Source organism: Klebsiella sp. RHBSTW-00484 (assembly GCF_013705725.1).
GTDB lineage: Bacteria > Pseudomonadota > Gammaproteobacteria > Enterobacterales > Enterobacteriaceae > Klebsiella.
This window is the reverse complement of record NZ_CP055481.1, coordinates 1,216,435-1,242,321: the sequence shown is the minus strand read 5'-3', so window position 1 is coordinate 1,242,321 and position 25,887 is coordinate 1,216,435. Positions and strand designations below refer to the sequence as shown.

The window sequence follows — 25,887 nt, the reverse complement described above, 5'->3', positions numbered from 1 at the left end:
GACCTCATCATTAACAAACCTGGCGCTGCACGGTATGCAGCCTTAATAAAACATCAGTCCGTGATTCGTTGCGCATCATAAATGAACAGCTATATATTGCGCAATTTTTATACTATTAAAATTTTATTCGGACTGATGGAAACGAAATACCGGCAGCAAATAGCGCTGCGTTTGCGCGATAATCTCTTCATAGTATTCCGGCTCCAGAGTGCGCCACAGGCGCTGATACCAAACGTCGGTACCCTCACCACTGACCACCATGTTCCCTTCATAGGCCTGAAGAAATTTACTGCGCGCTTTCTGCTGCGTCTCTTCATCCATTAACATGACATCCTTTTCGGCGTCGTAACAGACTTTTAGCCATGCACCTCCGCTTTCTGGCAGCAGCAGTAGCGGTTTAGACATCCCTTGCAGATAACCGTCGACCAGTTCATTCAGGTATCCTTGAGCCTGCTCTTGCGCCAGTGGAGGGAAATGCCACTTCCCGTCTTTGCGCACAAACAGTCGACTTTCGCCGATACCGCCACTTGCACAATAGACAAGATGCTCCAGCCAAAGTTGCATTCCCTGCGCCACGCTCAGCAGCGATGGCCGCCAGCGCAGCAAACCATCGGATTGTACCTGCTGCAACCACCCAGTAATGTTGACTCCGTTACATTGCAGATCGATTTCCAGACTCTGCCCCGGTTTGCGGCTGGCAATAACCCGCTCCGCCAGGTTTTGCATCTCTTGCCGCTGGGTCTCCCAGGCCAGCTCGCCGAAAGCGCCATAGGGTAACTCTCCGGCGGCACGGAAACGGCGATACATCACCGAGGCATCCTGCTGCTCAATCAGCGTATTCAGCAGCTGTTGGTTCAGCTGATAGCGGCTGAGCCCTTCAAGGGTGAAAGGTTCATCGTCGGGGATTTCGCTCTCTTCCGAGCGGAAATTAACCCGCAGCCGCTGCTGGAAGAAGGCGCGAACCGGATGCTGCCAGAAACGCAGCAACTGTTCGAAAGGGAGGTGGTCAATTTCCGGGGCGGGTAGCGGCTGGATAAAATCACCGTGCGCCTCCCCCTGCTGGCTGGCGGCTGCCAGCCATTCCCGGGCATAGCTTTGATCTTCGTTGTCTTGAAAGTTGGCGGCATCAAAAGGCATGCGCGTATGCAAATGAGTGATGTGCTCTTTGACACGACGCTCGCTGGCATCGCAATCCAACGACTCATCGCCCACCAGACAGTGGCTTTGACCGATATAGTCCGCCAGCTCCTGGACCAGAACGGAAGGATAGCGCTCGCTATTATCCTGAATAGAGCGACCAATATAGCTGATATACAGCTTCTGCTCGGCCGACATCAGCGCTTCGAGGAACAGATAACGGTCATCATCACGACGGCTTCGGTCGCCACGCTGCGGTTTCTGGCTCATCAGGTCAAAGCCCAGCGGTGCCAGAGTACGCGGATAAACGCCGTCGTTCATTCCCAGCAGGCAGACCACTTTAAAAGGAATCGAGCGCATGGGCATCAGGGTACAGATGTTCACCGGGCCGGCAAGGAAGCGCTGGCTGATGCGCTGCTGATCGAGGCGCTGGGAGAGTTCATCGCGAAGCAGCGACAGCGGCACCGCTTCGCCGTACTGGGCCTCAACGCCGCCATCAATCACCGCCTGCCATTGTTGTTCAATGAGCGCCAGAGCCGCTTCCGTTTCGCTATCAGGCAGGAAAAAGTCGTTCAGCAGGTCGCGGCATACCGGCAGCCACTCCGCCAGAGGGCGCTCCTGAGCCAGCCCGCGACGCCAGAGATTAAGCTGCATTAGCAAGGATGCCAGGTTACCCACCAGTTCGGCGATAAGCCCGCTCGACTCATCGTATGGCAGAACCGAGCGCCACTCCCCTTCGCTGCTGTCCATCGCATAGCCCAACAGCATCCGCGTCAGGCCAAAGCGCCAGGTGTGCTGACCAGTTGCCGGGAGATCCAGCTCACGAACGTTGTCGTCATCCATCCCCCAGCGCACACCGGATTCGTTAACCCACTGGCGTAGGTAGCGTAGCCCCTCTTCGTCAATATTAAACCGCGCCGCCAGCACCGGAACGTCCAGCAGCGCCAGCACGTCTTCGCTGGCAAAGCGGCTATCGGGCAGTGAAAGGAGGGTAATAAATGCCTGTAGCGCAGGATGCGATTCACGGGCGCGACGGTCAGAAATCGCCCATGGTAGCCAGCGTTCGCCGCTGGCGCTGCCGAAGACGGCCTGGATATAGGGACTGTAGCTATCGATATCCGCGACCATAACGATAATATCGCGCGGCGTCAGTTCAGGATTCTCTTCGAGCATCGCCAGCAGCCTGTCGTGCAGCACCTCGACCTCGCGCTGCGGGCTGTGGCAGACATGAATCATCAGGCTGCGATCGTCCAGCGCTAAAGGGCGCTTGCTGCGGCTGTTGGCGAACTCCTTGGCGCTACGCCCGGCCACCGCGGCATTGCGCAGATCGAGGATGTCAGCCTGAAGATTATGCAGCAGGTTGTCAGGAACGATATCAACAAAAGCATCCAGCTCTTCATAGCGTTCCAGACCCGCCAGTAAGTAAATATAGTCACGCCCCAGCTTGCCCCACGAGGCCAGCATTGGGTTGCCGACATCCTGCTCCCCGGAATCATTAAATAATCCGGGTGCCTGTTCAGTATCACGGAACAGCGGCAGCTCTCGGGTCGTTTCACGATGATGGCGACGCTGACGGGACATCAGTCTGGCCAAAAATGCTGGATCTTTGATGTCACCCCAGTAGTAGCGGCAAGGGTTAGTGAAGAGGACGTAAACATCAACATGCTTACCCAGCGCCTGTAGCGCCTGCAGGTACACCGGCGGCAGCGCCGAAATCCCACAAATAAATACCCGCGACGGCAGCCCGGCTGGAGGCTCTTCAGCGGATTCAAGCGCGCTGATAAAACGTTGATACAAGTTGGCGCGATGCCACAGCGGCTGACCCAGTTCCGCAGTGTACTCCACCAGCGCTTTCCACAACGGCGCTTGCCAATCCTGTGCCTCGCCAAGGCCGTCCACGCGCCCGTCAGCCTCCCAGCGCATTAGCCATTCAGGGCGATAAACCAAATACTGGTCATAGAGATCTGCCACCCTTGTCGCCAGTTGGAACAGTTTGCGCTTGTCACTGTCGTCGCTCAGATAGTGGCGCAGCAGCGTGAAGGCTTCATCGTCAAGACGCTGAGGCAGCAGGGTCATCAGCTTCCAGCTCATGCTCTGTTTGCTGAACGCGCTTTCCCCGGGGGTATCTTTCAGCACCCGTACGAACATATCCCAGATAAAACTGGCTGGCAGAGGGAATTCAATATTGGCCGCGATCCCGAATCGCTTCGCCAGCGTCATCTGTAGCCATTGCGCCATCCCGGTACTCTGCACCAGCACCATTTCAGGAATGAAAGGGTCATCCAGCCGCTGGCGCTCGACGATAAATTCCATCAACGCTTCAAGCACATCCAGACGGTTTGAGTGGTACACCCTTAACATATTCGCTCCTGGCTACTGACTGACCGGGCAATGCAGCCGGGTCATCTGCGCCCGCCTTGCGGTGGGCATCGTGATCGTTACCGTGATGCTGACACATCTTTGCACCGATGTCTGCACACGGGATACCTGTCGGTTTGCCGGAATCTCGGCAGGGCTAAGCTGCCCGAATCGCCATGCGTCACGCCACAGCTGACGATACTGATTGAGCTGCATAAAACCATTAGCCAGCCCACGTTGATATCCCGCCAGCGCGGTAACGGTCATGATCAGGAGCACTAAAGCCAGTAGGGTTTCCGGCAGGCTAAATCCCTTTTGTCGCCTTAGGGCATCTGGCATAAGTTGGCCTCCTTCAATGGGCAAAAATCGCTCCATCCGTGGGGAGAAAAACGCAGGCGGTTTTGTTCAACAATACCGGATTGCCACAACAGCATGGTGCCGCTGCCGCCTATCAGCAATACCGATGCGTCGCTGAAAATGCGCAGGCAAGCGCGCCAACCAAATTCGCCATTCTGCTGGCAGTTCACTGCATCCTGCAACGGCCAGGAGAGCCCCTTTCCCCACTGTAGTGCGGAATGCGCACCAGCAGTATCGCGAAGCGCCTGCGTTTCGCTGGCCGTTTGTGCCAACAAAGAACGCTGCTGCTGGTTTAACCCCTGAAGCAGCAGGCTACCGAGCGCTAACAGCAGGAGCACCATCAGCAGCGAAGAGAGACCGCGCTGGCGATTCACAGGTTATATCCCGTTACGCTGTATTCCGCCTGCGCGTGAATTCGCGAGTCAGCAACGGATTGCGCCGCCAGCGTTATCGATAGCTCAGGGGGATAATCCGTCCTGCCCTGCCGGGTAATCTGAAACGTGGTGACTTTAATCGCCGCCGGGTTGGTCATTCTCTCCCAGCCCTTGCCGCTACAGTCACTCGCCCCGCGTAAGGTTTCCAGCGCGCCGTCGCGTAGCCGAAAGCCTGTTGTATCAGATTCCGACGACGGAGAAGCATTCCAGACCCCGTCGCTGTTGCCATCCCAGCGCAGGAGCACACAATCACCGCTGCCTGTAATGTGCAGCGCTTCCCCGCTACAGCGTCCATGGCAATAACCGGCGCGTTGCAGATGCTTCGCCACGGTATAGAGACGCTGCCAGAGTTCATTTTCCAGAGACTGCTGCTGGGTCTGGTTCAGAACCACTCGTTGCAAAGAGGGCAAAAAGCGGGCGCTTCCGAGTAGTAAAACGGAGCTAATCGCCATCGCTATCAGCGTTTCGGGTAGAGAAAAGCCACGATGAATTACTGACATGATGTCGTCTCCTCGCCGCGACACAGGCGGATTCTCCCCCAGTTGGAAACAATAATATTCCAGCCGCCCGCTGCGCTTTGCAGCCTGATATGCCCGGCCCAGGCGGTATTGCGCAGGCCGTAAAACCCAAGACCTGGTGTGATCGCGCTAAGCGAAACGTCCGGCCACAGCGGTTGCAACGTGAAAGCGTTCTTTACGCTACAGTTGGCCGCCGCACCGGTGGCACTCAGGCACCAACCCTCCGCGCTTTGCCCGACGTCTAATATCCGGTCGCGGTTGTGCCAGTTGGCGTCGTCGCGCAACAGCACAAGATAGTCCCGGACCTGGCAAGCGGTTTGCCACAGGCGCTGCTGCTGTCGCCAGCTCTGCCATCCGTATAGCCCACTGGCGCTAAGAATGACAACCAGCATCATCGTTATCAGAGTTTCAATCAGGGTATAGCCATGTTCTCTGTTCATGGGCCGAGTATGCGTATCATTGATGACTGATACGAACGGCAAAGTGAGGGTTTGCGTCGCGCGTCGGAGAGTATTTAAAGCGTTGCAATGGGTTGCAAAGGTGCGGGAAACCGGCTCGCAAAAAGCGGGTTCTGATCACGGTTTATAGCCGTCGTTCAGCTGGGTTGGCGCATAAAAAACCACCTGCAGGATGAAGTGAACTCCATTCTGCAGGCGATTTTCCAGGTCTCAGGATTCGCACACCGCGACTTTAATCGCCAGACCGCCTCGTGCTGTTTCACGATATTTGGCATTCATATCTTTGCCTGTCTCAAACATCGTTTCGATGACTTTATCCAGTGAGACTTTTGGATCGCTGGTACGATACATCGCCATGCTGGCCGAGTTAATGGCCTTCACTGCCGCAATCGCGTTACGCTCAATGCACGGTACCTGAACCTGTCCGGCCACCGGATCGCAGGTCAGACCAAGGTTATGTTCCATGCCGATTTCCGCGGCAATGCATACCTTATCCGGACTGCCGCCCAGCAGCTCTGCCAGTCCGGCAGACGCCATCGAGCAGGCCACCCCCACTTCCCCCTGGCAACCAACCTCTGCCCCGGAAATAGACGCATTCATCTTGTACAGAATGCCAATCGCACCCGCGGTCAGATAGTAGCGCATATAGATTTCCGGCGTCACCGCCTTGATAAAGCGATCGTAATAGGCCAGTACCGCCGGGATAATTCCGCAGGCACCGTTGGTCGGTGCGGTAACGACTCGCCCGCCCGCAGCGTTCTCTTCCCCTACCGCCATCGCGAACATATTGACCCAATCCATCGCACTCAGTGGTGTAATCGACTGGCTCTGCGGTGCCAGCACGCGGTGCAGCGCAGAAGCACGACGTGGCACTTTTAGTGGTCCAGGCAAAATGCCTTCCGTGTTCATACCCCGGTTAATAGCGTTTCTCATGGTCTCCCAGATTTTCGCCATATTTTGCTCAACGCTCTCCCTGCCGTGGCGGGCGATCTCGTTTTTCATCATCACCGCAGAAATTGACAGGCAGTTGTCCTGGCAGTGTGCCAACAGGTTGCGGGCAGAATAGAACGGGAATGGAATATCGACCTCCGCGTCCTGATTCTTGCCAAAGTTTTCCTCCGTGACGATAAAACCGCCACCAATGGAATAGTAAGTCTGAAAATGGACGATTTTACCGTCGCAAAACGCGGTAATACTCATGCCATTTTCATGTAGCGGCAGAAACTCATTGTGAAAACGCATGCATTCTGCCACCGGGAACTGAATTTCTCGCTGGCCTTCTTCAATAAACAGACGATGCATGGTGTTTACATCGCAAATAATGCCGGGAATGGCGTCGATATCAACGGTATCCGGTAAATACCCGGACAGCCCAAGAATAATTGCAATATCGGTATGGTGGCCTTTACCCGTTAATGACAGGGAGCCATACACATCCACCACCAGACGAGTCACTTTATGCAGCAGGCCTTTTTCCTGCAGGGTATCAACAAAATGTTTTCCTGCTTTCATCGGCCCAACAGTATGTGAGCTGGACGGCCCAATGCTGATTTTGAAAATATCGAAAACGCTAATCATGTGGCACCCATGCGGTTACAAAGCAAAACGGATGTGCCGCCTGCGACAGGCGGCGCTGAAAACTTAGCTGAACAGAGAGAAGAAGATGGCGGAGATGGCAATCAACCCCATCACAACCACAAAAACGTTGCTGATGTGACCACTGTATTTGCGCATGGCCGGCACTTTATTGATGGCATACATCGGCATCAGGAACAGAATCATCGCGATAACCGGGCCGCCCAGCGTTTCAATCATGCCCAGGATACTCGGGTTCAGTGTCGCTACAATCCAGGTGGTCACCAACATGAACAACGCAGTGATCTTGTTCAGTTTGTTGATTTCTATTGATTTCCCTTTACCGCGCAGGGACTTAATCACCATACCGTTGAAACCTTCACGCGCACCGAGGTAGTGGCCGAGGAAGGATTTGGTGATAGCAATCATCGCAATTATCGGGGCCATCCAGGCGATAACCGGCGCGTTAAAGTGGTTTGCCAGGTAAGAGAGGATGGAGATGTTCTGTGCTTTCGCTTCCGCCAGGTTTTCCGGAGAGAGGCTCAGCACGCAGCTGAACACGAAGAACATCACGGTCAGCACCATCATGATGTGGGCAAAGCCCAGGATACGGGAACACTTACGCTCAGCGTCCTGACCGTATTCTTCACGTTTTGCCACCGCAAAAGAGGAGATGATCGGCGAATGATTAAAGGAGAAAACCATTACCGGAATCGCCAGCCACAGGGTCATCCACAGGCCATTACCCGTAACCGAAGCGCTGCTCAGCGACAGGGTATCCAGTACCGCACCATTCCATTGCGGGATCAAATACAGCGCCAGTAGCATCAGCGCAAACACGAACGGAAATACCAGCACACTCATGGCCTTAACAATCATTTTTTCGCCAAAGCGGACAATGCCCATCATGCCGATAATCAAAATCAGCGACAAAATAGCGCGCGGCGGAGACGCCAGGCCAAGCTGGTGAGTAATAAAGCTATCAACCGTGTTGGTAATTGCGACGCTATAGACCAGCAGAATCGGATAAATAGCGAAGAAGTAGAGCAGCGTAATAAGCTTACCCGCACCAGTGCCGAAATGCTCTTCAACCACTTCGGTAATATCTTCACCCGGATTTTTGCCCGAGAGAACAAAACGGGTTAAACCACGGTGGGCAAAAAACGTCATAGGGAATGCGATAATTGCCATGATGATCAACGGAACTAAGCCCCCAACCCCGGCGTTAATCGGCAGGAAAAGTACCCCTGCGCCAATCGCAGTACCGTACAGACCCAGCATCCAGACGGTATCACTTTTTCTCCAGCCGCTGCTCTCGCGAGCAACGAGGGTATTTTGAACGGTTTCCATAGTATTGCCTCAGTAATATAGAGTAGTGTCAGATTTATTTGACTCTGATTTAGGTAATAAATGTGCTGTGTTTATTTGGCTATTTTATTAAATACAACTAAGCTGATTCACTAACCGCGATCACATAACCTGATTTATAGAGAGGACTTTTAACGCATCAAAAATAGCACCAAAGATTTAATATTTTTTAAAGTATCATTTTTAATACGTTATTATTTCAGCACCCACTTCAATTACCCATATATTTATATATTTTAATTTCAGAGATAACAAATCATATTTGTCATACAATTAATAAAAAAATCAAAAATATTCTCGCTGATTTAAATATTTCAGATGGCTGATGGCTGCCAGACTGAGCAACCGTGGCAGGTTTCCACACCGGGCGATACCATAACGGCGTCCCAATGAACCGTTATCGTGCCAGGTTTCTGAGGAAATATCCGAATTTGAGCCTCTGCCAGCCCGGTAAACAGCATCAACATCGCCACGAAGGCAATGGACAGTAACCGTCACCGCAGAAGTACCTTAAATAACTGAAGAATATAACAACATCCAACTATTTAAAGGCGCTACAAAAAAAACAATGTTGTGACTATCGCAAAAGATAAATTATCTGCTTTATTTATAATTTAATATGCTAAATAATCTGTCAGGATTTATTACGTAGTAGAGGAATTGAAATGCGTTTCAGTACGATGCCCGACAGTGAAATTATTTCTGAATTGTGCCGCAGAATTAAAGAAACGCGTATACAGCTTGGGCTGTCACAGATTGAGCTGGCCGAGCGCGCACAGGTCGGCGCTGCAACTATCAAACGCGTTGAATTAGGCGAGTCCGTTACTCTCAGTACGCTTATTGGTATTTTACGCGGTCTGGATCGTCTGCATCAGTTGGAGTCTGTTTTATTCGATTCACACATTCGTACCTTTAACGCGCAAATCAATACCACGACACCTTCCCGTATCCGTATTCGGAAAAAAACACATCAGCCAAAAGAGAAATTTGCCGCGACCGCACAGACCAAGGAGGCAAACGCTACCATTAACGAATGGTACACCTCATCGGCCTCTCACAGCGTGGTGTGGTCTTTCCAGCCACCTGACGCAGAGAAAAAAGGGTAGTCAGCTTTGGGGAGCGGTGCCGTTGCTAGCGCCAAATAGCCTTGATATCCCTCCGGTATAATCCTTTCCAGAGAGGAAATAAAGGGCAACAGATTGCTTGAATCTGACTGAATAGTTTTTGTGTCCCATAAACAACAAACCCCTACTTGCTGGATATCCAACTTTCGGGGTTCACTTCAAGTATCAGCGGTTTTTCGTCGTCACTTCCAGATCAAATCGCCACAGGCGCTTTGATCCCCGGATGCGGGTCATAGCCTTCAATTTCGAAGTCTTCAAAACGGTAGTCAAAAATCGACGCCGGTTTGCGTTTGATGACCAGCTTCGGCAGCGCGCGCGGTTCGCGGCTCAGCTGCAGATGCGTCTGCTCCATATGGTTGCTGTACAGGTGAGTGTCGCCGCCAGTCCAGACAAAATCACCTACTTCGAGGTCGCATTGCTGTGCGACCATATGCACCAGCAGTGCGTAGCTGGCGATATTGAACGGCAGGCCGAGGAACACGTCGCAAGAGCGCTGATACAGCTGGCAAGAGAGCTTTCCATCCGCTACATAGAACTGGAAAAACGCGTGGCACGGTGCCAGCGCCATTTTGTTCAGCTCGCCGACGTTCCATGCCGAGACGATGATGCGGCGCGAATCCGGGTCGTTTTTCAGCTGTTCCATCACGGTGCTGATCTGGTCGATATGACGGCCATCCGGCGCAGGCCATGAACGCCACTGTTTGCCATAGACCGGTCCCAGATCGCCATTCTCATCCGCCCACTCGTCCCAGATGGTGACGTTGTTATCGCGCAAATACGCAACGTTTGTATCACCTTGCAGGAACCACAGCAGTTCATGGATGATGGAGCGTAAATGACAGCGCTTGGTCGTCACCAACGGGAATCCTTCCTGCAGGTTAAAACGCATCTGATGGCCGAAGATAGAGACTGTGCCAGTTCCGGTGCGGTCATTTTTTTGCGTGCCCTCAGCGAGCACTTTCTGCATCAAATCAAGATACTGTTTCATGGTTCCTCAAGAGTTTTGTTGCTGCGGACGACAACGGTACGCCCAGACCATCATTATGATACCCGCAAGCACCATCGGGATGGAAAGAATCTGCCCCATGCTGATGTACTGTACCCAGCCGCCAGTGAACTGCGCGTCGGGCTGGCGGAAGAATTCCACGATGATGCGGAACAGGCCGTAGCCAATCAGGAACAGGCCAGAGACCGAACCGGTTGGGCGTGGTTTGCGGATAAACAGATTCAGGATCAGGAACAACACCACGCCTTCCAGCGCCATTTCATAGAGCTGCGAAGCGTGACGCGGCAGCGCGCCGTAAGTGTCGAACAGCGATTGCCACTCAGGATGCGACGGCAGCAGCGCCAGATCTTCTGCACGGGAGCCGGGAAAAATCATCGTATAGTGGAAGCTCGGATCGACGCGTCCCCACAGTTCGCCGTTGATAAAGTTGCCCAGACGCCCGGCACCCAGGCCAAATGGAATCAGCGGCGCAATAAAATCAGAGACCTGGAAGAAAGTGCGCTTCGTGCGTTTGGCGAAGATGATCATCACCAGAATCACACCGATGAGGCCGCCGTGGAAGGACATCCCGCCGTCCCAGACGCGGAACAGATAGAGCGGATCGTCGAGGAATACCGGCAGGTTATAGAAAAATACATAGCCAATACGACCACCGAGGAAGACCCCGAGGAACCCGGCATACAGCAGGTTTTCAACTTCGTTTTTCGTCCAACCGCTGCCCGGACGATTGGCCCGACGGGTGGCCAACCACATCGCAAAAATAAACCCAACCAGGTACATCATGCCGTACCAGTGGAGGGCGAGCGGTCCAATGGAAAATATTACCGGATCAAACTCCGGAAAATGCAGGTAGCCACTATTCATCTGTCACCATAAACACTTGTTATTCCGCCGAAAGTGGACAGCGGTTATCGTTCGCGCCCGCCAAAAACGGGCGCTCCAAAGGCTGCGAATGATAGCATAAGCGTTAAGGACGATCCGCGCCGGACATGTAAAAGATATGTATACGAATGCGAATGAGCGTCGAGGCATTTCCCGGAGGCGGTGCTGCGCACCTGTCCGGGCTACAAAACCCGTAGCCCGTTCAGCGGCCACCGCGAATCAGGCCGCCCAGACCGCGTCTCTCCATAAAGGCGGCAACCTGGTGGCGAACTTCCGCAGTCATTTGCGCTTCCAGACTGCGGTGAGAAAGCTCCTGAGCCTCGTTGATATCAATGCGGCGCAACAGGTATTTCACCCTCGCTACCGAACGACCGTTCATCGACAGATGGCGATAGCCAAGACCAATCAGGATCGTCACGCACATCGGATCACCCGCCATTTCTCCGCAAAGACGCAGGTCGATACCAAAACGCTCGGCATCACGGGCAATCATCGCCAGCGCACGCAGTACCGCCGGGTGCAGGCTATCGTACATACTGGCGACTCGGGTATTGTTACGATCCACGGCGAGAAGATACTGCGTCAGGTCATTAGTGCCAACGGAGATAAAATCGACGCGGCTGGCCAGTTGCGGCAGCATAAAGACCATCGAGGGCACTTCCAGCATCACGCCAAGACGCGGACGTGGAATGGCATAACCGATCATCTCTTCCACTTCACGGCTGGCGCGATCGATAAGACGGCGGGCCTCATCCACTTCATCCAGGCTGGTGACCATCGGCAGCAAAATGCTGAGATTGCCGGTCGCCGCGTTGGCACGCAGCATCGCGCGCACCTGAACCAGAAAGATCTCCGGCTGATCGAGCGTGATCCGAATGCCACGCCAGCCAAGGCACGGATTTTCTTCGCTAATCGGCATATATGGCAGCTGTTTATCCGCCCCGATATCAAGCGTGCGCAGGGTCACCGATTTCTCGTTGAACATCTGCAACATCCCTTGATACTGCGCAACCTGCTCCTCTTCAGAGGGGAAGCCACTTTGCAGCATAAAGGGGATTTCGGTGCGATACAGACCAATGCCGTCGACAAAATTGCCAAGTTTTTCTTCGTGCTCAGGGCTCAGGCCCGCGTTGAGCATCACTTTTACCCGCTCACCGCTTTTCAGTTCGGATGCGCGTTCGAGATCGTCTTCAGCCAGGCGACTGAGTTCGTTTTCTTCGCTGATCAGGCGCTGATACTCTTGCAGCAGCACCGGCTCCGGGTCAACCAGCAGCTCGCCGCGATAGCCGTCGACGATCAGGGTATGTCCGTGCAGCAGCGAAGGCTGAATATCCGCCCCCATCACCGTCGGAATGCCCAGAGCACGGACCATAATCGCAGCGTGTGAGTTCGCCGCGCCGTCGCGAACGACCACGCCCGCTAAACGCTCCTGGGGGACTTCCGCCAGAGTCGCCGCTGACAGCTCATCGGCCACCAGCACAATGCGCTCTGGCCAGGTATTCGGACCTTGAATGCTGTCATCAAGGTGAAAAAGCAGCCGCTGGCCTAGCGTACGCAGATCGCCCGCGCGTTCTTTCAGATACCCATCGCTGAGCGCGGCAAACTGTTCGGCAAACTTCTCGATAATCTTCTTCACCGCCCACTCAGCCACCGCGCCTTGATCGACTTCGGCGAACAGTTCACGGCGTAGACGCGCGTCGGAAAGCAGGTGTGAATAGAGGTCAAAGATTGCCGCGGTCTCTTTTTGCGCCCCGGCAGAGTAGCGTTTGCTGTAGCGACGAAATTCGTTGGCTGCCTCTTCCAGCGCGCCGGTCAACCGTTCGCGCTCTGAAGCCGTATCAAGCGTCGAGGCTTCGTAGACCTGCTCCATCAACGGCAGGCTGACGTCCATCCAGCCTTCGGCAATCGCGACGCCCGATGAAGCGGGCAGCGCGCGGATGCGGGTCTGACGATATTGACCGAACAACGCGGTCAGCTGAGATTGAGAGAGAATGCCGGCGATTTGCGTGGCCAGAGTGACAAGAAAAGACTCTTCGCTTTCATCGAACTGACGCAGCTCGCGCTGCTGTACTACCAGTACCCCCAGCAGCTGACGCCGCTGGATGATCGGTACACCAAGGAAGGCGCGAAAACGGCCCTCTTTTACCGCAGGAATATATTTAAAGCTGGGGTGCTTTTGCGCGTCGGCAAGGTTAATGGGTTCCGCCAGGCGGCCAACCAGACCGACCAGGCCTTCATCAAAAGCGAGCGCAACAATGCGCCCGCGGGGCTTTTTCAACCCGCGAGTCGCCATCAGGTAATAGCAGCGTCGGTCGTTGTCAGCCAGATAAACCGAACAGACTTCCGTCTCCATCGCGGCGCAGATATCGGTTACCAGGATATCCAGCGCCTCGTTTAAACGCGGCGCACTCGCGACCTTCTCGACTATTTCTCGCAACCGAGTGAGCATAATGTGCGTGGCTTAACCTCTTTTACGTCGATATGCAGGCGCGCTTTGCGGCTTAGGCGCGCTCTCCGCTAGCGCCATAGTGACGCTGGCAAACTCTTTCATCACCCGGCGGTAAACGTCGCGCTTAAACGACACCACCTGGCGCACCGGGTACCAGTAACTTACCCATCGCCAGCCATCAAACTCAGGTGTACTGCTGGTTTGCATATTGACATCCGCATCACTGCCGATCAATTGCAGGAGAAACCACTTCTGTTTCTGGCCGATACATACCGGCTTTGTGTCCCAACGCACCAAACGCTTAGGTAATTTGTAACGCAACCAGTTACGGGTTGAAGCCAGGATCCGCACATCTTTGCGGCTTAACCCAACTTCTTCGAACAATTCCCGATACATCGCTTGCTCTGCTGATTCTCCTGGATTAATGCCCCCTTGCGGGAACTGCCACGAGTGCTGACCATAGCGCCTGGCCCACATGACCTGGCCCTGGCGATTACAGATTACAATGCCGACATTTGGGCGGTAGCCATCGTCATCAATCACCGGACTACCTCAAAATAAGCTTCAATGTGAATGATTGTTTCACACTCGCTGGAAACGGTAAACCACTCTGTTAGCACGATGAGATCGAATAACATTTGAATAACTCACAGTAATACCCCGAGTTATAAACAGCGACAGCCATCTCCGGGCGATTTTATTCACTTTTTCTGTGGATAGAGTTGTGAAGAAGTATGGAATTAACCAGGGAAAACCCAGAGTAATCCGAACGGCGTAGTGATAACACAAATAAATAATGACATATTTTTCATTAAGTTATAATGAAAAACTTTCATAAACCATAGCATAACGTGATGATCATCACATATGAGATCCTGGAACTGATGAAAGATCGAGCAATGTTGGTTTTATCCACAGCTTAAGCAAGCCAGCTGAGCATATTTCGTCTAAAAACTCGATTTTACCCGCACGTCAAGGCTGTAAATGGAAACAGTAGTGGGGCTTTTCCCCAGTTATCCCAGTTTTCTGTGGATAACATGGTGTAAGATCCTGTTCATTGCCAGTGACCAGTTCTGGAAAACTCGTTTTAACAATTTTTAAAGCGGTAAAAAATAGAAAAAAAAGTCATACGAATCATCACATTGTCATACTTACCCCAGAAAAGGTAAACTCTATCCACAACGGATTAAATTACCGCTCATTTTTTAGACAGAGGTTTCATGTTATGCCAATCATTGCGCCGCTCCCATCACCACCGCAAAGCCAGGAGCAACTGCTGGCCCAGGCGCAGCAGTTGGCAGGTTATTCGTTAGGTGAATTGGCCGCACTGGCGGGCATTCCGATCCCACGCGATTTAAAACGTGATAAAGGGTGGATCGGCATCCTACTGGAGATTTGGCTAGGAGCCAGCGCGGGCAGTAAACCCGAGCAGGACTTCGCCGCGCTGGGCGTTGAGCTTAAAACGATACCGGTCGACTTTCAGGGCCGTCCGCTGGAGACCACCTTCGTCTGCGTTGCACCGCTTACCGGCAATAGCGGCGTCACCTGGGAGAGTAGCCACGTGCGCCATAAGCTTAAGCGCGTATTGTGGGTACCCGTTGAAGGCGCGCGCACGATCCCGCTTGCCGAGCGCCGCGTCGGAGCGCCGCTGCTGTGGAGCCCGAGCGAAGAGGAAGATCGCCAGCTGCGCATGGATTGGGAAGAGTTAATGGACCTGATCGTTCTGGGGCAGGTTGAGCGTATCACCGCTCGCCATGGCGAAGTACTGCAGTTGCGTCCAAAAGCGGCGAACAGTAAAGCGCTAACCGAAGCCATCGGTACTCACGGCGAGCCCATCCTCACTCTACCGCGCGGGTTTTATCTAAAGAAAAATTTCACCGCCGCCCTGCTGGCCCGCCATTTCCTTCTCTCCTCTAAATAACGACCAGAAGATGATTAATTTTTTGTTCTGCCGCCATGGTTGCATATAATTGCATCTTTCTATTTTGCAGGACTTTGAACGATGTTATTTGCATGGGTAACCGATCCTAACGCCTGGCTGGCACTTGGTACGCTGACGCTGCTGGAGATAGTGCTTGGGATCGATAATATTATTTTCCTCTCTCTGGTTGTCGCAAAACTCCCCACCGCGCAACGGGCTCATGCCCGCCGCATCGGGTTAATGGGGGCGATGATCATGCGTCTGGCGCTGTTGGCGTCAATAGCATGGGTCGTCAAGCTCACCAATCCACTGTTTACTGTGTTCAGCCAGGAGGTCTCTTTTCGCGATCTGATTCTGCTGCTCGGCGGGCTGTTCCTTATCTGGAAGGCGAGTAAAGAGATTCACGAATCGATCGAAGGGGAAGAAGAAGGGCTGAAAACCAACGTCCATTCATTTATGGGCGCGATTGTGCAGATTATGCTGCTGGATATCATTTTCAGCCTCGATTCGGTGATCACCGCCGTTGGGCTGTCGGATCATCTGTTTATTATGATGGCTGCGGTCATTATCTCGGTGCTGGTGATGATGTTTGCCGCGCGTTCAATAGGCGATTTTGTTGACCGCCACCCTTCAGTCAAAATGCTGGCGCTGTCGTTTTTGATTCTCGTCGGCTTCACGCTGATGCTCGAAAGTTTCGACGTGCACGTGCCGAAAGGTTACATCTATTTCGCGATGTTCTTTTCCATTGCGGTTGAAAGCCTCAACCTGCTGCGAAATAAAAAAAACCCGCTGTAACCCGCTAAAATGCAGCCCTGAAACGGGCTGCAATCCTTTTTTAAGACTTAACTACTTTTTATGTCTCACAAATCAGGCTATTAATATACTGGTACGAGGTGCGGCCATAAATAATAGAGGTAACAACAATGAAAAAATGGGCAGTATTGATTTCCGCCGTAGGACTGGCGTTCTCGGTTTCCGGTTGCAGCAGCGATTACGTGATGGCGACCAAAGATGGCCGTATGATTCTGACTGATGGTAAACCCGCAGTAGATGATGATACCGGTCTAATCAGTTACGAAGATCAGCAAGGTAACAAAATGCAGATCAATCGTGATGACGTTTCCCAGATTATTAAACGTTAAGATATTTCGTTGACCAGCAGCTTGTCATTCATCGCGTGGCTGCGCTGCCTCTTCAACATCCTTCAGTTTTCAAAAAAGAGTCGGGAAAATCTGATGCATCCGCAGGGATAAATCAGGCTACGTTTCGCAAGCCCGGCTTTTTTGATCTTTTTACTTCCTCTTTTTCTCCCCCTCTGCCATTTTTATATTCCTTTGTCGGGGAACGCCTGACCTTGTAGATAAAAAAGGAAGCTGGCTATGCAGTATCACCGTATCCCACACAGTTCTCTTGAAATCAGCACGCTGGGGCTGGGCACAATGACGTTTGGTGAGCAGAATAGCGAGGCAGACGCACACGAGCAGCTCGACTATGCCGTCAGTCAGGGTATCAATCTAATTGATGTCGCTGAAATGTATCCCGTCCCACCGCGCCCGGAAACCCAGGGCCTGACGGAAACCTACGTTGGTAACTGGCTGGCTAAGCGCGGCAATCGCGAGAAGCTGATTATCGCCTCTAAAGTTAGCGGCCCTTCTCGCAACAACGACAGCAGCATCCGTCCTGACCATAAGCTGGATCGTAAAAACATCCGCGAGGCGCTACACGACAGCCTGAAGCGCCTGCAAACCGATTATCTCGACCTCTACCAGGTCCACTGGCCGCAGCGCCCAACCAACTGTTTTGGCAAGCTGGGCTATACCTGGGCCGACTCCGCTCCGGTCGTCACTCTGTTGGATACGCTGGAGGCGCTCACTGAGTTCCAGCGCGCCGGGAAGATTCGCTATATCGGCGTTTCTAACGAAACGGCGTTTGGCGTGATGCGTTATCTGCACCTGGCAGACAAACACGACCTGCCGCGCATTGTGACCATCCAGAATCCGTACAGTCTGGTGAACCGCAGCTATGAAGTGGGTCTGGCGGAAGTGAGTCAATATGAAGGTGTCGAGCTGCTGGCTTATTCCTGTCTGGCGTTCGGTACGCTGACCGGGAAATACCTTAATGGCGCGAAACCGGCCGGAGCGCGCAATACGCTGTTCAGCCGCTTTACTCGCTATAGCGGCGAGCAGACGCAGAAAGCGGTGGCAGCCTATGTCGATATCGCTAAGCGTCACAATATTGACCCGGCTCAGATGGCGCTGGCCTTCGTGCGTCGCCAACCGTTTGTCGCCAGCACCCTGCTTGGGGCGACGACCATGGAGCAGCTTAAGACTAACGTCGAGAGCCTGCATCTGGAGCTAAGCGCAGAAGTATTAGCAGAGATTGAAGCGGTGCATCAGGTTTATACCTACCCGGCACCGTAAGACAGGAAAGCCCCGGGTCGCGGCGTAAACGCCTTACCCGGGCTACAAAATTCCAGAACCGCGCAGGCTTCTTTCCCGGAGGCGATGCTACGCATCTGTCCGGGCTACAAAACCACGCGAACTTGTAGCCCGGACAGGCGCAATGCGCCGCCTCCGGGAAAATACCAGTTCAGCGCCACCGAGAGATTATTTGCGCCGTCCCCAAACCCACAGGGCGGCGATCGCCAGGGCAAAGACCGTGCCGAAGCCAATCCCTACGCCGACAACCGGAATACCGATGCTCACCGCCAGGGAATAGAGGCCCAGCATCAGCAGCATCGCCACGTTCTCGCCGAGGTTCTGCACCGCGATCGCGTTACCTGCGCCAACCGTATGCTTCCCGCGCTCCTGGAGCAGCGCATTCAACGGTACGATAAAGAAACCACCGAACGCGCCGAGCAGCAACAGCAGACCAAACGCCGGTAACAAAGCGTGTTGAATGGCAAAGAAGACCACGACAACGCCAATTAAGAAACCGGCAGGCAGACAGCGGGACACCGTTTCCAGCGTCACCAGCTTCGCCGCCGCACCGGCCCCCAGCACAATCCCTACTGCCACCATCGCGTTGAGATAAGTCGGCATCGCGTTGCTGGTGATCCCCAGCGCCACCGGCACCCACAACACCAGCAGGAAGCGCAGCGTAACGCCCGCCCCCCAAAATAAGCTGGTACCCACCAGCGAAAAGCGGGTTTCGCTGTTGCGCCATAGTGTGGTGCAGGCGCTAAAGAAACTGTGAGTCATCGGCTTAAAGCGCCATGACTGCCCCGGACGCGCCGCGGGCAGCTTCGGGATCCACAAGTTGGCCACCACCGCTCCGGCATACACCACCGCGCAGACGCTGAGCGCCGCAACAACATGCCAGTCAGCCAGAACACCGCCAGCCATTGAGCCAAGCAGTATCGCCGCAATAGTAGAGGACTCCATCAAGCCGTTAGCTTTCACTAACTTATCGCCAGTCGTCAGCTCGCCGAGGATGCCGTATTTAGCCGGGGAATAGGCGGCTGCGCCAATGCCCACTAACGTGTAGCCAATAAACGGGTTCACGCCGAAGCAGATGCAGCCTGCGCCGATAAGCTTCAGTCCGTTAGCGACCATCATCACCCGCCCTTTAGCGAAGCTATCGGCAAACTGCCCGACAAACGGCGCGAAAAGAATGTAAGCGCCCACAAACAACATCTGCAATACCGGCTGGCTCCACTCCGGGTAGAACAGCTGTTTCATCAGCGCCAGGGTGGCGAACAGCAGCGCATTATCGCCAAACGCCGAGAGAAACTGGGCGCAGATAACCGCCACCATCCCTTTCGAGTACAGCGAATTGTTAGTGTGTACTGACTCACTCATGGGAATGTTCCGTCTGTTCTACCATACCTTTGAGGGTGACAAAGTCCGGCTTGCCGCTGCCCAATAACGGGAGCTGCTTAAGCCAGCGAATGTCGCGCGGTACCGCCAGCTCCGGCACGCCGTGTTCACGGGCATAGCGCAGCAGTTTTTCACGATTCAGTTCATTATCGGTGGTAAACAGCACCAGCGCCTCGCCCTTGCTGGCATCTTGTTTAATCGCCGTGCCGTGCATTTTGTCCGGCGAAATCGCCAGCGCCAGCTGCTCGACCATCTCCAGCGACACCATCTCACCAGCGATTTTGGCAAAGCGCTTGGCACGGCCCTGAATTCGCACATAGCCTTGCTCATCAAAGCCGACGATATCCCCGGTGTCATACCAGCCGGTTTCCACTTCGCCGTGCTGATTTTCCGCCGTCGGTGCTTCCAGCACGCCAGGGTTTTCTACCCGCAGATAGCCTTTCATGATATTCGGGCCTTTGAGCTGTAAACGGCCCCCCTCTTCAATACCAGGCATCGCCAGCAGACGGGCGTCCATGCCAGGCAAAATGCGGCCAACGGTGCCCACTTTCGCCGCCATTGGCACGTTAATTGAGACGACCGGCGCGCATTCGGTGACACCGTAGCCTTCAAGAATGCGCAGGCCGAACTTGTCCTGCCAGATCTGCTTCGTGCTTTCCTGCAGCTTCTCTGCCCCGGCGACAACGTAACGCAGGCGATAAAAATCATACGGATTAGCGAAGCGGGCGTAGTTGGCGAGGAAGGTCGAGGTGCCGAACAGCACCGTACAGTTGCGGTCGTACACCAGCTCCGGCACCACGCGGTAATGCAGCGGGCTGGGATAGAGAAAGACTTCTGCGCCGGTAAACAGCGGCGTCAACAGGCCCACTGTCAGGCCAAAGGAGTGGAACAGCGGCAATGCCGACATGAAGCGGTCGTTGGCGGTGAAGTCAGCGATGGTTTTAATCTGCTCAACGTTGGCCAGCAGGCTCTTGTGGCTATGCACCACCCCTTTCGGGTTGCCTTCCGAGCCGGAGGTAAACAGAACCATCGCCGCGTCTTCCGGCTGCTGCTTAACCTGCGCCAGCTTCGGCATCAGCAAGCGACTGAAAATCCACAGCTTATCGGCAGCGGTGACGTCACCTTTTAAATCTTCGAGGAATACCCAGCGCACCTGAGTCAGTTGCTCCGGCAGATGCCAGAGTTTACCTTTGTCGAGGAAGGTACGAGAGGTAAATACGGTTTTGATTTCCGCAGCGGTAATGGCGCTGCTCAGGCCTTTTATCCCGGCGGTGTAGTTCATCATCGCCGGAATGCGCCCACGGGCGATAGCGCCAAAAATCACCGCCGCGCTAATCCCGGCATTCGGTAACATCAGGCCGATTTTTTCGCCCTGCGCGCTGTATTTTTCCAGAATACGCGCCACAAACAGCGTTTTGGTCAGCAGTTTACGGTAGGTGTCCGGCTGAAAATTAATATCTTCCACGCAGTTTTTGCGCGCGCCGTAACGGTCCTGAGCCGCCAGCAGCGCCTCATACAGCGTTTCGCGCGGGCGCACCGCCATCCGCGCTTCCATCATGATTTGATGCAACATTTCACCGGCGATTTTACGCCGGTCGCGGGCGCGCGGCGCATCCGGCATCACCAGATGCGTCGGTGGCAGTACATGCAACTGAATGCGCGGGAACAGGCGGCGCTTAACCAAGCCCTTCAGGCGACTAAAGGGCGTGAGTTCAGCACCTTCTATTCGCAGCGGCACAATCGTCGCCTGCGACTTCGCCGCCACAAAGGCTGCGCCGTCATAAATTTTCATCAACGAGCCGCTCACCGAGATCCGCCCTTCCGGGAAAATCACCACCGGACGCCCCTGTTCAATCAGGCGCACCAGATGCTTGATTGACATCGGTTTGGTCGGGTCCAGCGGGACGAAATCAATAATTGGCTTTAGCGCACGCATAAACCAGCGATCGGTAATCGAGGAGTACACCGCAAAGACGGGGCGCACTGGCAAGAAGAGAGCCAGCAGTACGCCATCAAGAAATGAGACGTGGTTTGGCGTAATCAGTACCTTTTGCTGGTACAGCGCCTGCGTGTCACCGGTTAGCTTTACCCGGTACAATCCTTTGAATAGCAGTCTAAAAAATCCTAAAAGCATAACAACTCCGTTTGACCGGTTAATCAGTCAAAGCAGGTTACACGAGAAGGCATGGAAAATGCAGTATAGGTAGCGGAATTCAGAGCAAAAAAAACCTGCGCATCTGCGCAGGTCGGTGCAAGATAATCAGTACGAAAAGCGTACTTAAAAAACTCACCTATCAATACCTCTGGGATCCTGATTGTCTCGTTTTTTCACCCACCGATACCAGTCATAAAACGCAAGGGAATGAGCCTAAGTGCAACCAGTTATTGCTATTTTCGGTAACTGTAACAATGGCTAACGGCGGGTAAAAAAAAACCTGCGCATCTGCGCAGGCTGGTGTAATTAGAGTAGTCAACCTGAAGTCGACTCCACCTATCAATACCTCTGGGATAACCAGAATATCAATGCCCTGAATGGGTAAACCAGCGAACATTCGCAACAGCTAATCGCAAAGTGTAAGCAAAGGTGTGAATTATCCCTTCCTGTATCATTCGTCAGAATGCCTGTGGGTAACTTTTTCACCAGCAAGGCTAATCTGCATCACAATTGCGCTAACCCAATAGTACCGAGCCTTGAATCTGCCGCACTTTCCCGTAACATAACCGATATGTAAGCGTTTACCCTAAAAGGCCTGGTATGGCGACTATAAAGGATGTAGCCCGACTCGCAGGAGTTTCTGTCGCTACCGTCTCCCGCGTTATCAACAACTCACCAAAAGCCAGCGAAGCCTCTCGCCAGTCGGTAGGCGCGGCAATGGAAACGTTAAATTATCATCCAAACGCCAACGCCCGCGCGCTGGCGCAGCAGTCAACGGAAACCGTCGGTCTGGTGGTGGGCGATGTTTCCGACCCCTTCTTCGGCGCGATGGTCAAGGCCGTCGAACAGGTGGCCTACAATACCGGCAATTTTTTGCTGATCGGTAACGGCTATCACAGCGTCCATAAAGAGCGCCAGGCGATTGAACAACTGATTCGCCATCGTTGTGCCGCGCTGGTCGTTCACGCCAAAATCATCCCTGATGACGAACTGGCCTCGCTGATGAAACAAATTCCCGGCATGGTATTAATCAACCGTATTTTACCCGGCTTCGAGCAGCGCTGCGTGGCGTTGGACGACCGCTACGGCGCATGGCTGGCGACCCGCCATCTGATTCAACAAGGGCACACACGCATTGGCTACCTGTGCTCCAACCACGCCATTTCTGATGCCGAAGATCGTCTGCAAGGGTATTACGATGCCTTAAAAGAGAGCGGTCTGCCGTGCAACGACCGGCTGGTGACGTTCGCAGAACCCGACGAGAGCGGCGGCGAACTGGCGATGACCGAGCTGATGGGGCGCGGGCGAAACTTTAGCGCCGTGGCCTGCTATAACGACTCGATGGCCGCTGGTGCGATGGGCGTGTTAAACGATAACGGTATTGATGTGCCGCGTGAGATTTCGCTGATTGGCTTTGATGATGTGTTGATTTCGCGCTACGTGCGCCCGCGTCTGACCACCGTGCGCTACCCGATAGTGACCATGGCGACTCAGGCTGCCGAACTGGCGTTAGCGCTGGCGGAACATCGTCCGCCGCCAGAAATTACCCACCTTTTCAGCCCGACGCTGGTCCGCCGTCATTCGGTGATCGCGCCGCTTGATGGCGACAAATCGTAGCGGTATAAACTGACGGCGGTGGCCGGATAATCCAGGCCATCGCCGATATATTGCCAGCCAAAACGTTCATAAAAATCGCGGCAAGCGGAGTAGAGAAACAGCTCGCAATAACCCAGCGTCCGGGCATATTCGATAACGTGCTGCTGTAGCTTTCCTGCCAGCCCCTTCCCGCGCGCCTCTGGCGCAACGTACAGCGCCGCCATCCACGGATACAGGTCCTGACGGCTGATTAAGTCGCAGCGCCATAGCCCAACGGTTGCCAGCAGTTTCCCATCTTCAACAGCAATAAAAGTAAGTGGCAGCGCACCGGGCGTCTGGCTGTGTTCAACGATGCTGGCGAAAAAGGCCTGCGGCAGCGTATCGCCGCCAAACGCCTGCCACAGCCACTCCGTCACCTGCTCGGCGTGCTGCACCCCGGCGTAAAGAGGCTGAATAATCACACCAGCTTTCCCTGAAAAATCGGCACCGACTCAAACAGATAGCCGTCGAAGTCCGGCGCGTCTTCATCGGAAAGCTCCAGCAGGCTATTTTTCACATTTTCGAGATGCTGCCACATCGCCTGCCAGGCCCCCATCACGTCGCGACGGCGCAGGGCGGCGAGGAGCGTTTGCCGGTCGCCAAGCCACTTCAGGCGATAAGCGCGGCTGGCGATATGCACGTTGAACTGCTGCCACAGCGGGCTGCTGTCCATTTGCAGCCAGATGCGCTCAACCGTCGCCAGCAGCATCTGGTTTTGCGTCGCTCCGGCCAGCAACAGGTGAAACAGTCGGGCGTTGTCCTGAGTGGTGTCGTTAGCGGCGATGGCCCGTTGCTCCTGTTCGATGATCCTTTTCAGATTATCGATATCGGCGCGGGTAGCCATTTTGGCGGCAAAAGCGGCGATGTTGCTCTCCAGCAGCTGGCGGGCCTGCAGGATTTCAAACGGCCCGACGTCGCTGCTCAGCATCTGTTCTTCCTCGCTATCGTCCTCATGCGGAATGCGCATAACGTACACCCCAGAGCCCTGGCGAATATCGACAGTCCCCTGCAGCTCCAGCATCAGCAGCGCTTCGCGGACTATCGTCCGGCTCACACCGTAGGTTTCGGCGATATTGCGTTCCGGCGGCAGGCGCGACCCGATGGGATAGCGCCCCTGCGCAATCTGTGCGCGTAAATCATCACCAATTTCCTGGTAGGGTTTCTTTTCCGGCGGAATGATAGCCTTCTCCACAATATCACCTGTGCGTTTTGAGCCTGCGAGTCAATATCGGCGCTATCTTAGCAAAATTTAAGCCCGGCTAGCGCCACTCATCGTCAATATCCAGCGTTAACTCACGACTCTCCCGCAGTTGACGGAACCAGCTGGCGGAAGCCTTCGGTCGTCGCGCCCGGTTATTTTGCAGATCGATTTCAATCAGACCGTAGCGATTTTTGAAGGCGTTCATCGGCGAAACGTTGTCAGTAAACGCCCACAGCATATAGCCGTGACAGTTGGCCCCCGCTTCGCGCGCGCGCAGGGTTTGCCACAGATGCTCGCTGATAAATCGAATGCGGTAGTCGTCAGCGATGGTGCCTTCGCTGTTACGAAACTGCCCTTCGTTCTCCACGCCCATACCGCTTTCCGCCACAAACCACGGGATATTGCGATAATCCTGTTTGATGCGCATCGCCATATCAAAAACGATTTGCGGATAGATTTCCCAACCGCGGGAGCTGTTCATCTTCCGTCCCGGAAGTTCAAAGGGCTCATAATAGTAAGCCGGATGGAATGGCGTTTGCGGGTGCCAGGCGCGCGACGGGGCCTTAACGCGATGTGGGTAGTAGAGATTAATCCCCAGCTCATCGATGGTGTTTTCACGGATTATTGCCAGCTCTTGCGCATGATAATCCCAGGCAACATCATGCTGTTCGAGCAGGGTAAACAGCTCCGGCGGGTATTCACCGTGAACCAGCGGATCGAGGAATACTCGGTTATAAAACAGATCGTAGATTTCGGCGGCGCGCACGTCATGGGGCGCTCTGGAACGCGGATAAGTGACCTCCGGGTTGAGAATACAACCTACCGTACCGCGATAGCCCTTCTCGCGAAACAGCCTGACCACTTTCGCCGTCGCCAGCACTTTGTGGTGATTCCACTGCATCCAGGTACCGGTGTTCTGTTCGTAGGGCCAGCGCAGCGCATCCAGGTAAACCCGGGTCTGCACCACAATCGGCTCATTGAAGGTAAACCAGCGCGTCACCTTGTGGTGATAACGGGCAAAAACCTTCTCTACGTACTGCACAAACAGCTCCACCACTTTTTTCGATGCCCAGCCGCCGTACTGCTCCAGCAAATAGCCCGGGAGTTCATAGTGCTCAAGGCAGATCATCGGCTCAATGCCGTTCGCCAGCAGCTCATCAAACAACTGGTCGTAATACGTCGCATACGCTTCATCGACAGTGACGTTTTCATAGTCGATGAGAAAGCGCGACCAGTTGATTGAGGTCCGGTAATGGGTCAGGCCCGCCAGCTTCATCAACTGCACATCTTCGCGAAAGCGATTGATAAAATCGGTCGCTACCGCCGGACCATAGCCGTTATGCCAGACGTGGCGGTCGTTCTTGTACCAGAGATCCGGCCATGAATCCTGGCCCTCTTGCTTGCCGCTCCAGCCCTCGGTTTGCCATGCCGAAGCGGCAGCACCGAGGATAAAGTCGTGGGGAATCGCCATCCTTACTGTGCTCATAGTGT

General features: G+C 54.2%; 23 protein-coding genes and 1 pseudogene. 7 read left to right on the top strand and 17 right to left on the bottom strand.

The genetic code is table 11. The features are described 5' to 3' along the window. Window positions 1-123: 123 nt before the first annotated feature. From recC to HV213_RS05975, 7 genes are all read right to left on the bottom strand, one after another. Window positions 124-3,498 (bottom strand): exodeoxyribonuclease V subunit gamma, encoded by a 3,375-nt coding sequence (gene recC, locus HV213_RS06005; protein WP_181485024.1) that lies wholly within the window; start codon window positions 3,496-3,498, stop codon window positions 124-126. Between the two features lie 12 nt (window positions 3,499-3,510). Continuing rightward, window positions 3,511-3,834, bottom strand: coding sequence for a prepilin-type N-terminal cleavage/methylation domain-containing protein (locus HV213_RS06000; protein WP_110276454.1), 324 nt, complete (start codon window positions 3,832-3,834; stop codon window positions 3,511-3,513). After that, window positions 3,819-4,226 carry a DUF2509 family protein gene (locus HV213_RS05995; RefSeq protein ID WP_181485023.1) on the bottom strand — a complete coding sequence of 136 codons (408 nt, stop codon included), beginning with the start codon at window positions 4,224-4,226 and terminating at the stop codon, window positions 3,819-3,821. Before HV213_RS05995 ends, HV213_RS06000 begins: the two co-directional genes overlap by 16 nt. Next, on the bottom strand, window positions 4,223-4,786 hold the full coding sequence (locus HV213_RS05990; RefSeq protein WP_181485022.1) for a prepilin peptidase-dependent protein: 564 nt from the start codon (window positions 4,784-4,786) through the stop codon (window positions 4,223-4,225). Before HV213_RS05990 ends, HV213_RS05995 begins: the two co-directional genes overlap by 4 nt. Then, complete coding sequence (locus HV213_RS05985) at window positions 4,777-5,244, bottom strand: prepilin peptidase-dependent protein (protein WP_181485021.1); 468 nt, start codon at window positions 5,242-5,244, stop codon at window positions 4,777-4,779. Before HV213_RS05985 ends, HV213_RS05990 begins: the two co-directional genes overlap by 10 nt. 228 nt (window positions 5,245-5,472) lie before the next feature. Continuing rightward, on the bottom strand, window positions 5,473-6,840 hold the full coding sequence (locus HV213_RS05980; protein WP_181485020.1) for an L-serine ammonia-lyase: 1,368 nt from the start codon (window positions 6,838-6,840) through the stop codon (window positions 5,473-5,475). A 63-nt stretch (window positions 6,841-6,903) separates the two neighbouring features. After that, window positions 6,904-8,187, bottom strand: a complete 1,284-nt coding sequence (locus tag HV213_RS05975; RefSeq protein WP_181485019.1) for an HAAAP family serine/threonine permease — start codon at window positions 8,185-8,187, stop codon at window positions 6,904-6,906. A gap of 683 nt (window positions 8,188-8,870) precedes the next feature. On the opposite strand from HV213_RS05975, the gene HV213_RS05970 reads away from it, so the two are divergent. Next, window positions 8,871-9,311: a helix-turn-helix domain-containing protein gene (locus tag HV213_RS05970; RefSeq protein WP_181485018.1), complete on the top strand. Its 441-nt coding sequence runs from the start codon at window positions 8,871-8,873 to the stop codon at window positions 9,309-9,311. Window positions 9,312-9,522: 211 nt separating this feature from the next. Here HV213_RS05970 and thyA read toward each other — a convergent pair whose 3' ends face one another. The 5 genes and pseudogenes from thyA to HV213_RS33540 form a co-directional block, all read right to left on the bottom strand. Next, a complete protein-coding gene (gene thyA / locus HV213_RS05965) occupies window positions 9,523-10,317 on the bottom strand; it encodes a thymidylate synthase (protein WP_181485017.1) in 795 nt (264 codons plus the stop codon). A 6-nt stretch (window positions 10,318-10,323) separates the two neighbouring features. Continuing rightward, entirely contained in the window at window positions 10,324-11,199 is an 876-nt protein-coding gene (lgt, locus tag HV213_RS05960; RefSeq protein ID WP_181485016.1) for a prolipoprotein diacylglyceryl transferase, read from the bottom strand. 220 nt (window positions 11,200-11,419) lie between these two features. Continuing rightward, window positions 11,420-13,666 (bottom strand): phosphoenolpyruvate--protein phosphotransferase, encoded by a 2,247-nt coding sequence (gene ptsP / locus HV213_RS05955; RefSeq protein WP_181485015.1) that lies wholly within the window; start codon window positions 13,664-13,666, stop codon window positions 11,420-11,422. Window positions 13,667-13,678: 12 nt separating this feature from the next. Then, complete coding sequence (gene rppH / locus HV213_RS05950) at window positions 13,679-14,209, bottom strand: RNA pyrophosphohydrolase (RefSeq protein WP_112213962.1); 531 nt, start codon at window positions 14,207-14,209, stop codon at window positions 13,679-13,681. Window positions 14,210-14,633: 424 nt separating this feature from the next. Then, window positions 14,634-14,705 (bottom strand): annotated as a pseudogene (locus HV213_RS33540) (hypothetical protein); the annotation flags it as partial. Between HV213_RS33540 and HV213_RS05945 the strand changes: the two are divergent. The 5 genes from HV213_RS05945 to HV213_RS05925 all read left to right on the top strand — a co-directional run bounded on the left by HV213_RS05945 (window position 14,693) and on the right by HV213_RS05925 (window position 18,007). Beyond that, entirely contained in the window at window positions 14,693-14,767 is a 75-nt protein-coding gene (locus HV213_RS05945; RefSeq protein ID WP_275944292.1) for a hypothetical protein, read from the top strand. The pseudogene HV213_RS33540 and the gene HV213_RS05945 sit on opposite strands and share 13 nt — an antisense overlap. A 124-nt stretch (window positions 14,768-14,891) precedes the next feature. After that, entirely contained in the window at window positions 14,892-15,587 is a 696-nt protein-coding gene (gene mutH / locus HV213_RS05940) for a DNA mismatch repair endonuclease MutH (RefSeq protein WP_181485014.1), read from the top strand. Window positions 15,588-15,668: 81 nt separating this feature from the next. Then, complete coding sequence (locus tag HV213_RS05935) at window positions 15,669-16,382, top strand: TerC family protein (RefSeq protein ID WP_112213964.1); 714 nt, start codon at window positions 15,669-15,671, stop codon at window positions 16,380-16,382. Between the two features lie 128 nt (window positions 16,383-16,510). Next, a complete protein-coding gene (locus HV213_RS05930; RefSeq protein ID WP_004867116.1) occupies window positions 16,511-16,729 on the top strand; it encodes a YgdI/YgdR family lipoprotein in 219 nt (72 codons plus the stop codon). A 237-nt stretch (window positions 16,730-16,966) separates the two neighbouring features. Then, complete coding sequence (locus HV213_RS05925; RefSeq protein ID WP_181485013.1) at window positions 16,967-18,007, top strand: NADP(H)-dependent aldo-keto reductase; 1,041 nt, start codon at window positions 16,967-16,969, stop codon at window positions 18,005-18,007. Between the two features lie 186 nt (window positions 18,008-18,193). On the opposite strand, the gene lplT is transcribed toward HV213_RS05925, so the two are convergent. Beyond that, on the bottom strand, window positions 18,194-19,387 hold the full coding sequence (gene lplT / locus HV213_RS05920) for a lysophospholipid transporter LplT (protein ID WP_181485012.1): 1,194 nt from the start codon (window positions 19,385-19,387) through the stop codon (window positions 18,194-18,196). Continuing rightward, window positions 19,380-21,539, bottom strand: coding sequence for a bifunctional acyl-ACP--phospholipid O-acyltransferase/long-chain-fatty-acid--ACP ligase (gene aas / locus HV213_RS05915; RefSeq protein ID WP_181485011.1), 2,160 nt, complete (start codon window positions 21,537-21,539; stop codon window positions 19,380-19,382). Before aas ends, lplT begins: the two co-directional genes overlap by 8 nt. Before the next feature lie 621 nt (window positions 21,540-22,160). Between aas and galR the strand changes: the two genes are divergently transcribed. Then, on the top strand, window positions 22,161-23,177 hold the full coding sequence (galR, locus tag HV213_RS05910; protein WP_181485010.1) for an HTH-type transcriptional regulator GalR: 1,017 nt from the start codon (window positions 22,161-22,163) through the stop codon (window positions 23,175-23,177). Here the strand turns inward: galR and HV213_RS05905 are convergent. The 3 genes from HV213_RS05905 to HV213_RS05895 all read right to left on the bottom strand — a co-directional run bounded on the left by HV213_RS05905 (window position 23,138) and on the right by HV213_RS05895 (window position 25,882). Next, on the bottom strand, window positions 23,138-23,617 hold the full coding sequence (locus HV213_RS05905) for a GNAT family N-acetyltransferase (RefSeq protein ID WP_181485009.1): 480 nt from the start codon (window positions 23,615-23,617) through the stop codon (window positions 23,138-23,140). The genes galR and HV213_RS05905 overlap by 40 nt on opposite strands. Beyond that, window positions 23,614-24,387 carry a GntR family transcriptional regulator gene (locus tag HV213_RS05900; protein ID WP_181485008.1) on the bottom strand — a complete coding sequence of 258 codons (774 nt, stop codon included), beginning with the start codon at window positions 24,385-24,387 and terminating at the stop codon, window positions 23,614-23,616. Before HV213_RS05900 ends, HV213_RS05905 begins: the two co-directional genes overlap by 4 nt. A 67-nt stretch (window positions 24,388-24,454) precedes the next feature. After that, window positions 24,455-25,882: a glycoside hydrolase family 1 protein gene (locus tag HV213_RS05895; protein ID WP_181485007.1), complete on the bottom strand. Its 1,428-nt coding sequence runs from the start codon at window positions 25,880-25,882 to the stop codon at window positions 24,455-24,457. Window positions 25,883-25,887 lie beyond the last annotated feature (5 nt).

Excerpts from the sequence above, each read along its gene's own strand:
- recC (WP_181485024.1), bottom strand. The coding sequence starts at position 3,498 with ATGTTAAGGGTGTACCACTCAAACCGTCTGGATGTGCTTGAAGCGTTG.
- HV213_RS06000 (WP_110276454.1), bottom strand. The coding sequence starts at position 3,834 with ATGCCAGATGCCCTAAGGCGACAAAAGGGATTTAGCCTGCCGGAAACC.
- HV213_RS05990 (WP_181485022.1), bottom strand. The coding sequence starts at position 4,786 with ATGTCAGTAATTCATCGTGGCTTTTCTCTACCCGAAACGCTGATAGCG.
- HV213_RS05985 (WP_181485021.1), bottom strand. The coding sequence starts at position 5,244 with ATGAACAGAGAACATGGCTATACCCTGATTGAAACTCTGATAACGATG.
- HV213_RS05980 (WP_181485020.1), bottom strand. The coding sequence starts at position 6,840 with ATGATTAGCGTTTTCGATATTTTCAAAATCAGCATTGGGCCGTCCAGC.
- HV213_RS05975 (WP_181485019.1), bottom strand. The coding sequence starts at position 8,187 with ATGGAAACCGTTCAAAATACCCTCGTTGCTCGCGAGAGCAGCGGCTGG.
- HV213_RS05970 (WP_181485018.1), top strand. The coding sequence starts at position 8,871 with ATGCGTTTCAGTACGATGCCCGACAGTGAAATTATTTCTGAATTGTGC.
- thyA (WP_181485017.1), bottom strand. The coding sequence starts at position 10,317 with ATGAAACAGTATCTTGATTTGATGCAGAAAGTGCTCGCTGAGGGCACG.
- lgt (WP_181485016.1), bottom strand. The coding sequence starts at position 11,199 with ATGAATAGTGGCTACCTGCATTTTCCGGAGTTTGATCCGGTAATATTT.
- ptsP (WP_181485015.1), bottom strand. The coding sequence starts at position 13,666 with ATGCTCACTCGGTTGCGAGAAATAGTCGAGAAGGTCGCGAGTGCGCCG.
- mutH (WP_181485014.1), top strand. The coding sequence starts at position 14,892 with ATGCCAATCATTGCGCCGCTCCCATCACCACCGCAAAGCCAGGAGCAA.
- HV213_RS05935 (WP_112213964.1), top strand. The coding sequence starts at position 15,669 with ATGTTATTTGCATGGGTAACCGATCCTAACGCCTGGCTGGCACTTGGT.
- HV213_RS05930 (WP_004867116.1), top strand. The coding sequence starts at position 16,511 with ATGAAAAAATGGGCAGTATTGATTTCCGCCGTAGGACTGGCGTTCTCG.
- HV213_RS05925 (WP_181485013.1), top strand. The coding sequence starts at position 16,967 with ATGCAGTATCACCGTATCCCACACAGTTCTCTTGAAATCAGCACGCTG.
- lplT (WP_181485012.1), bottom strand. The coding sequence starts at position 19,387 with ATGAGTGAGTCAGTACACACTAACAATTCGCTGTACTCGAAAGGGATG.
- aas (WP_181485011.1), bottom strand. The coding sequence starts at position 21,539 with ATGCTTTTAGGATTTTTTAGACTGCTATTCAAAGGATTGTACCGGGTA.
- galR (WP_181485010.1), top strand. The coding sequence starts at position 22,161 with ATGGCGACTATAAAGGATGTAGCCCGACTCGCAGGAGTTTCTGTCGCT.
- HV213_RS05895 (WP_181485007.1), bottom strand. The coding sequence starts at position 25,882 with ATGAGCACAGTAAGGATGGCGATTCCCCACGACTTTATCCTCGGTGCT.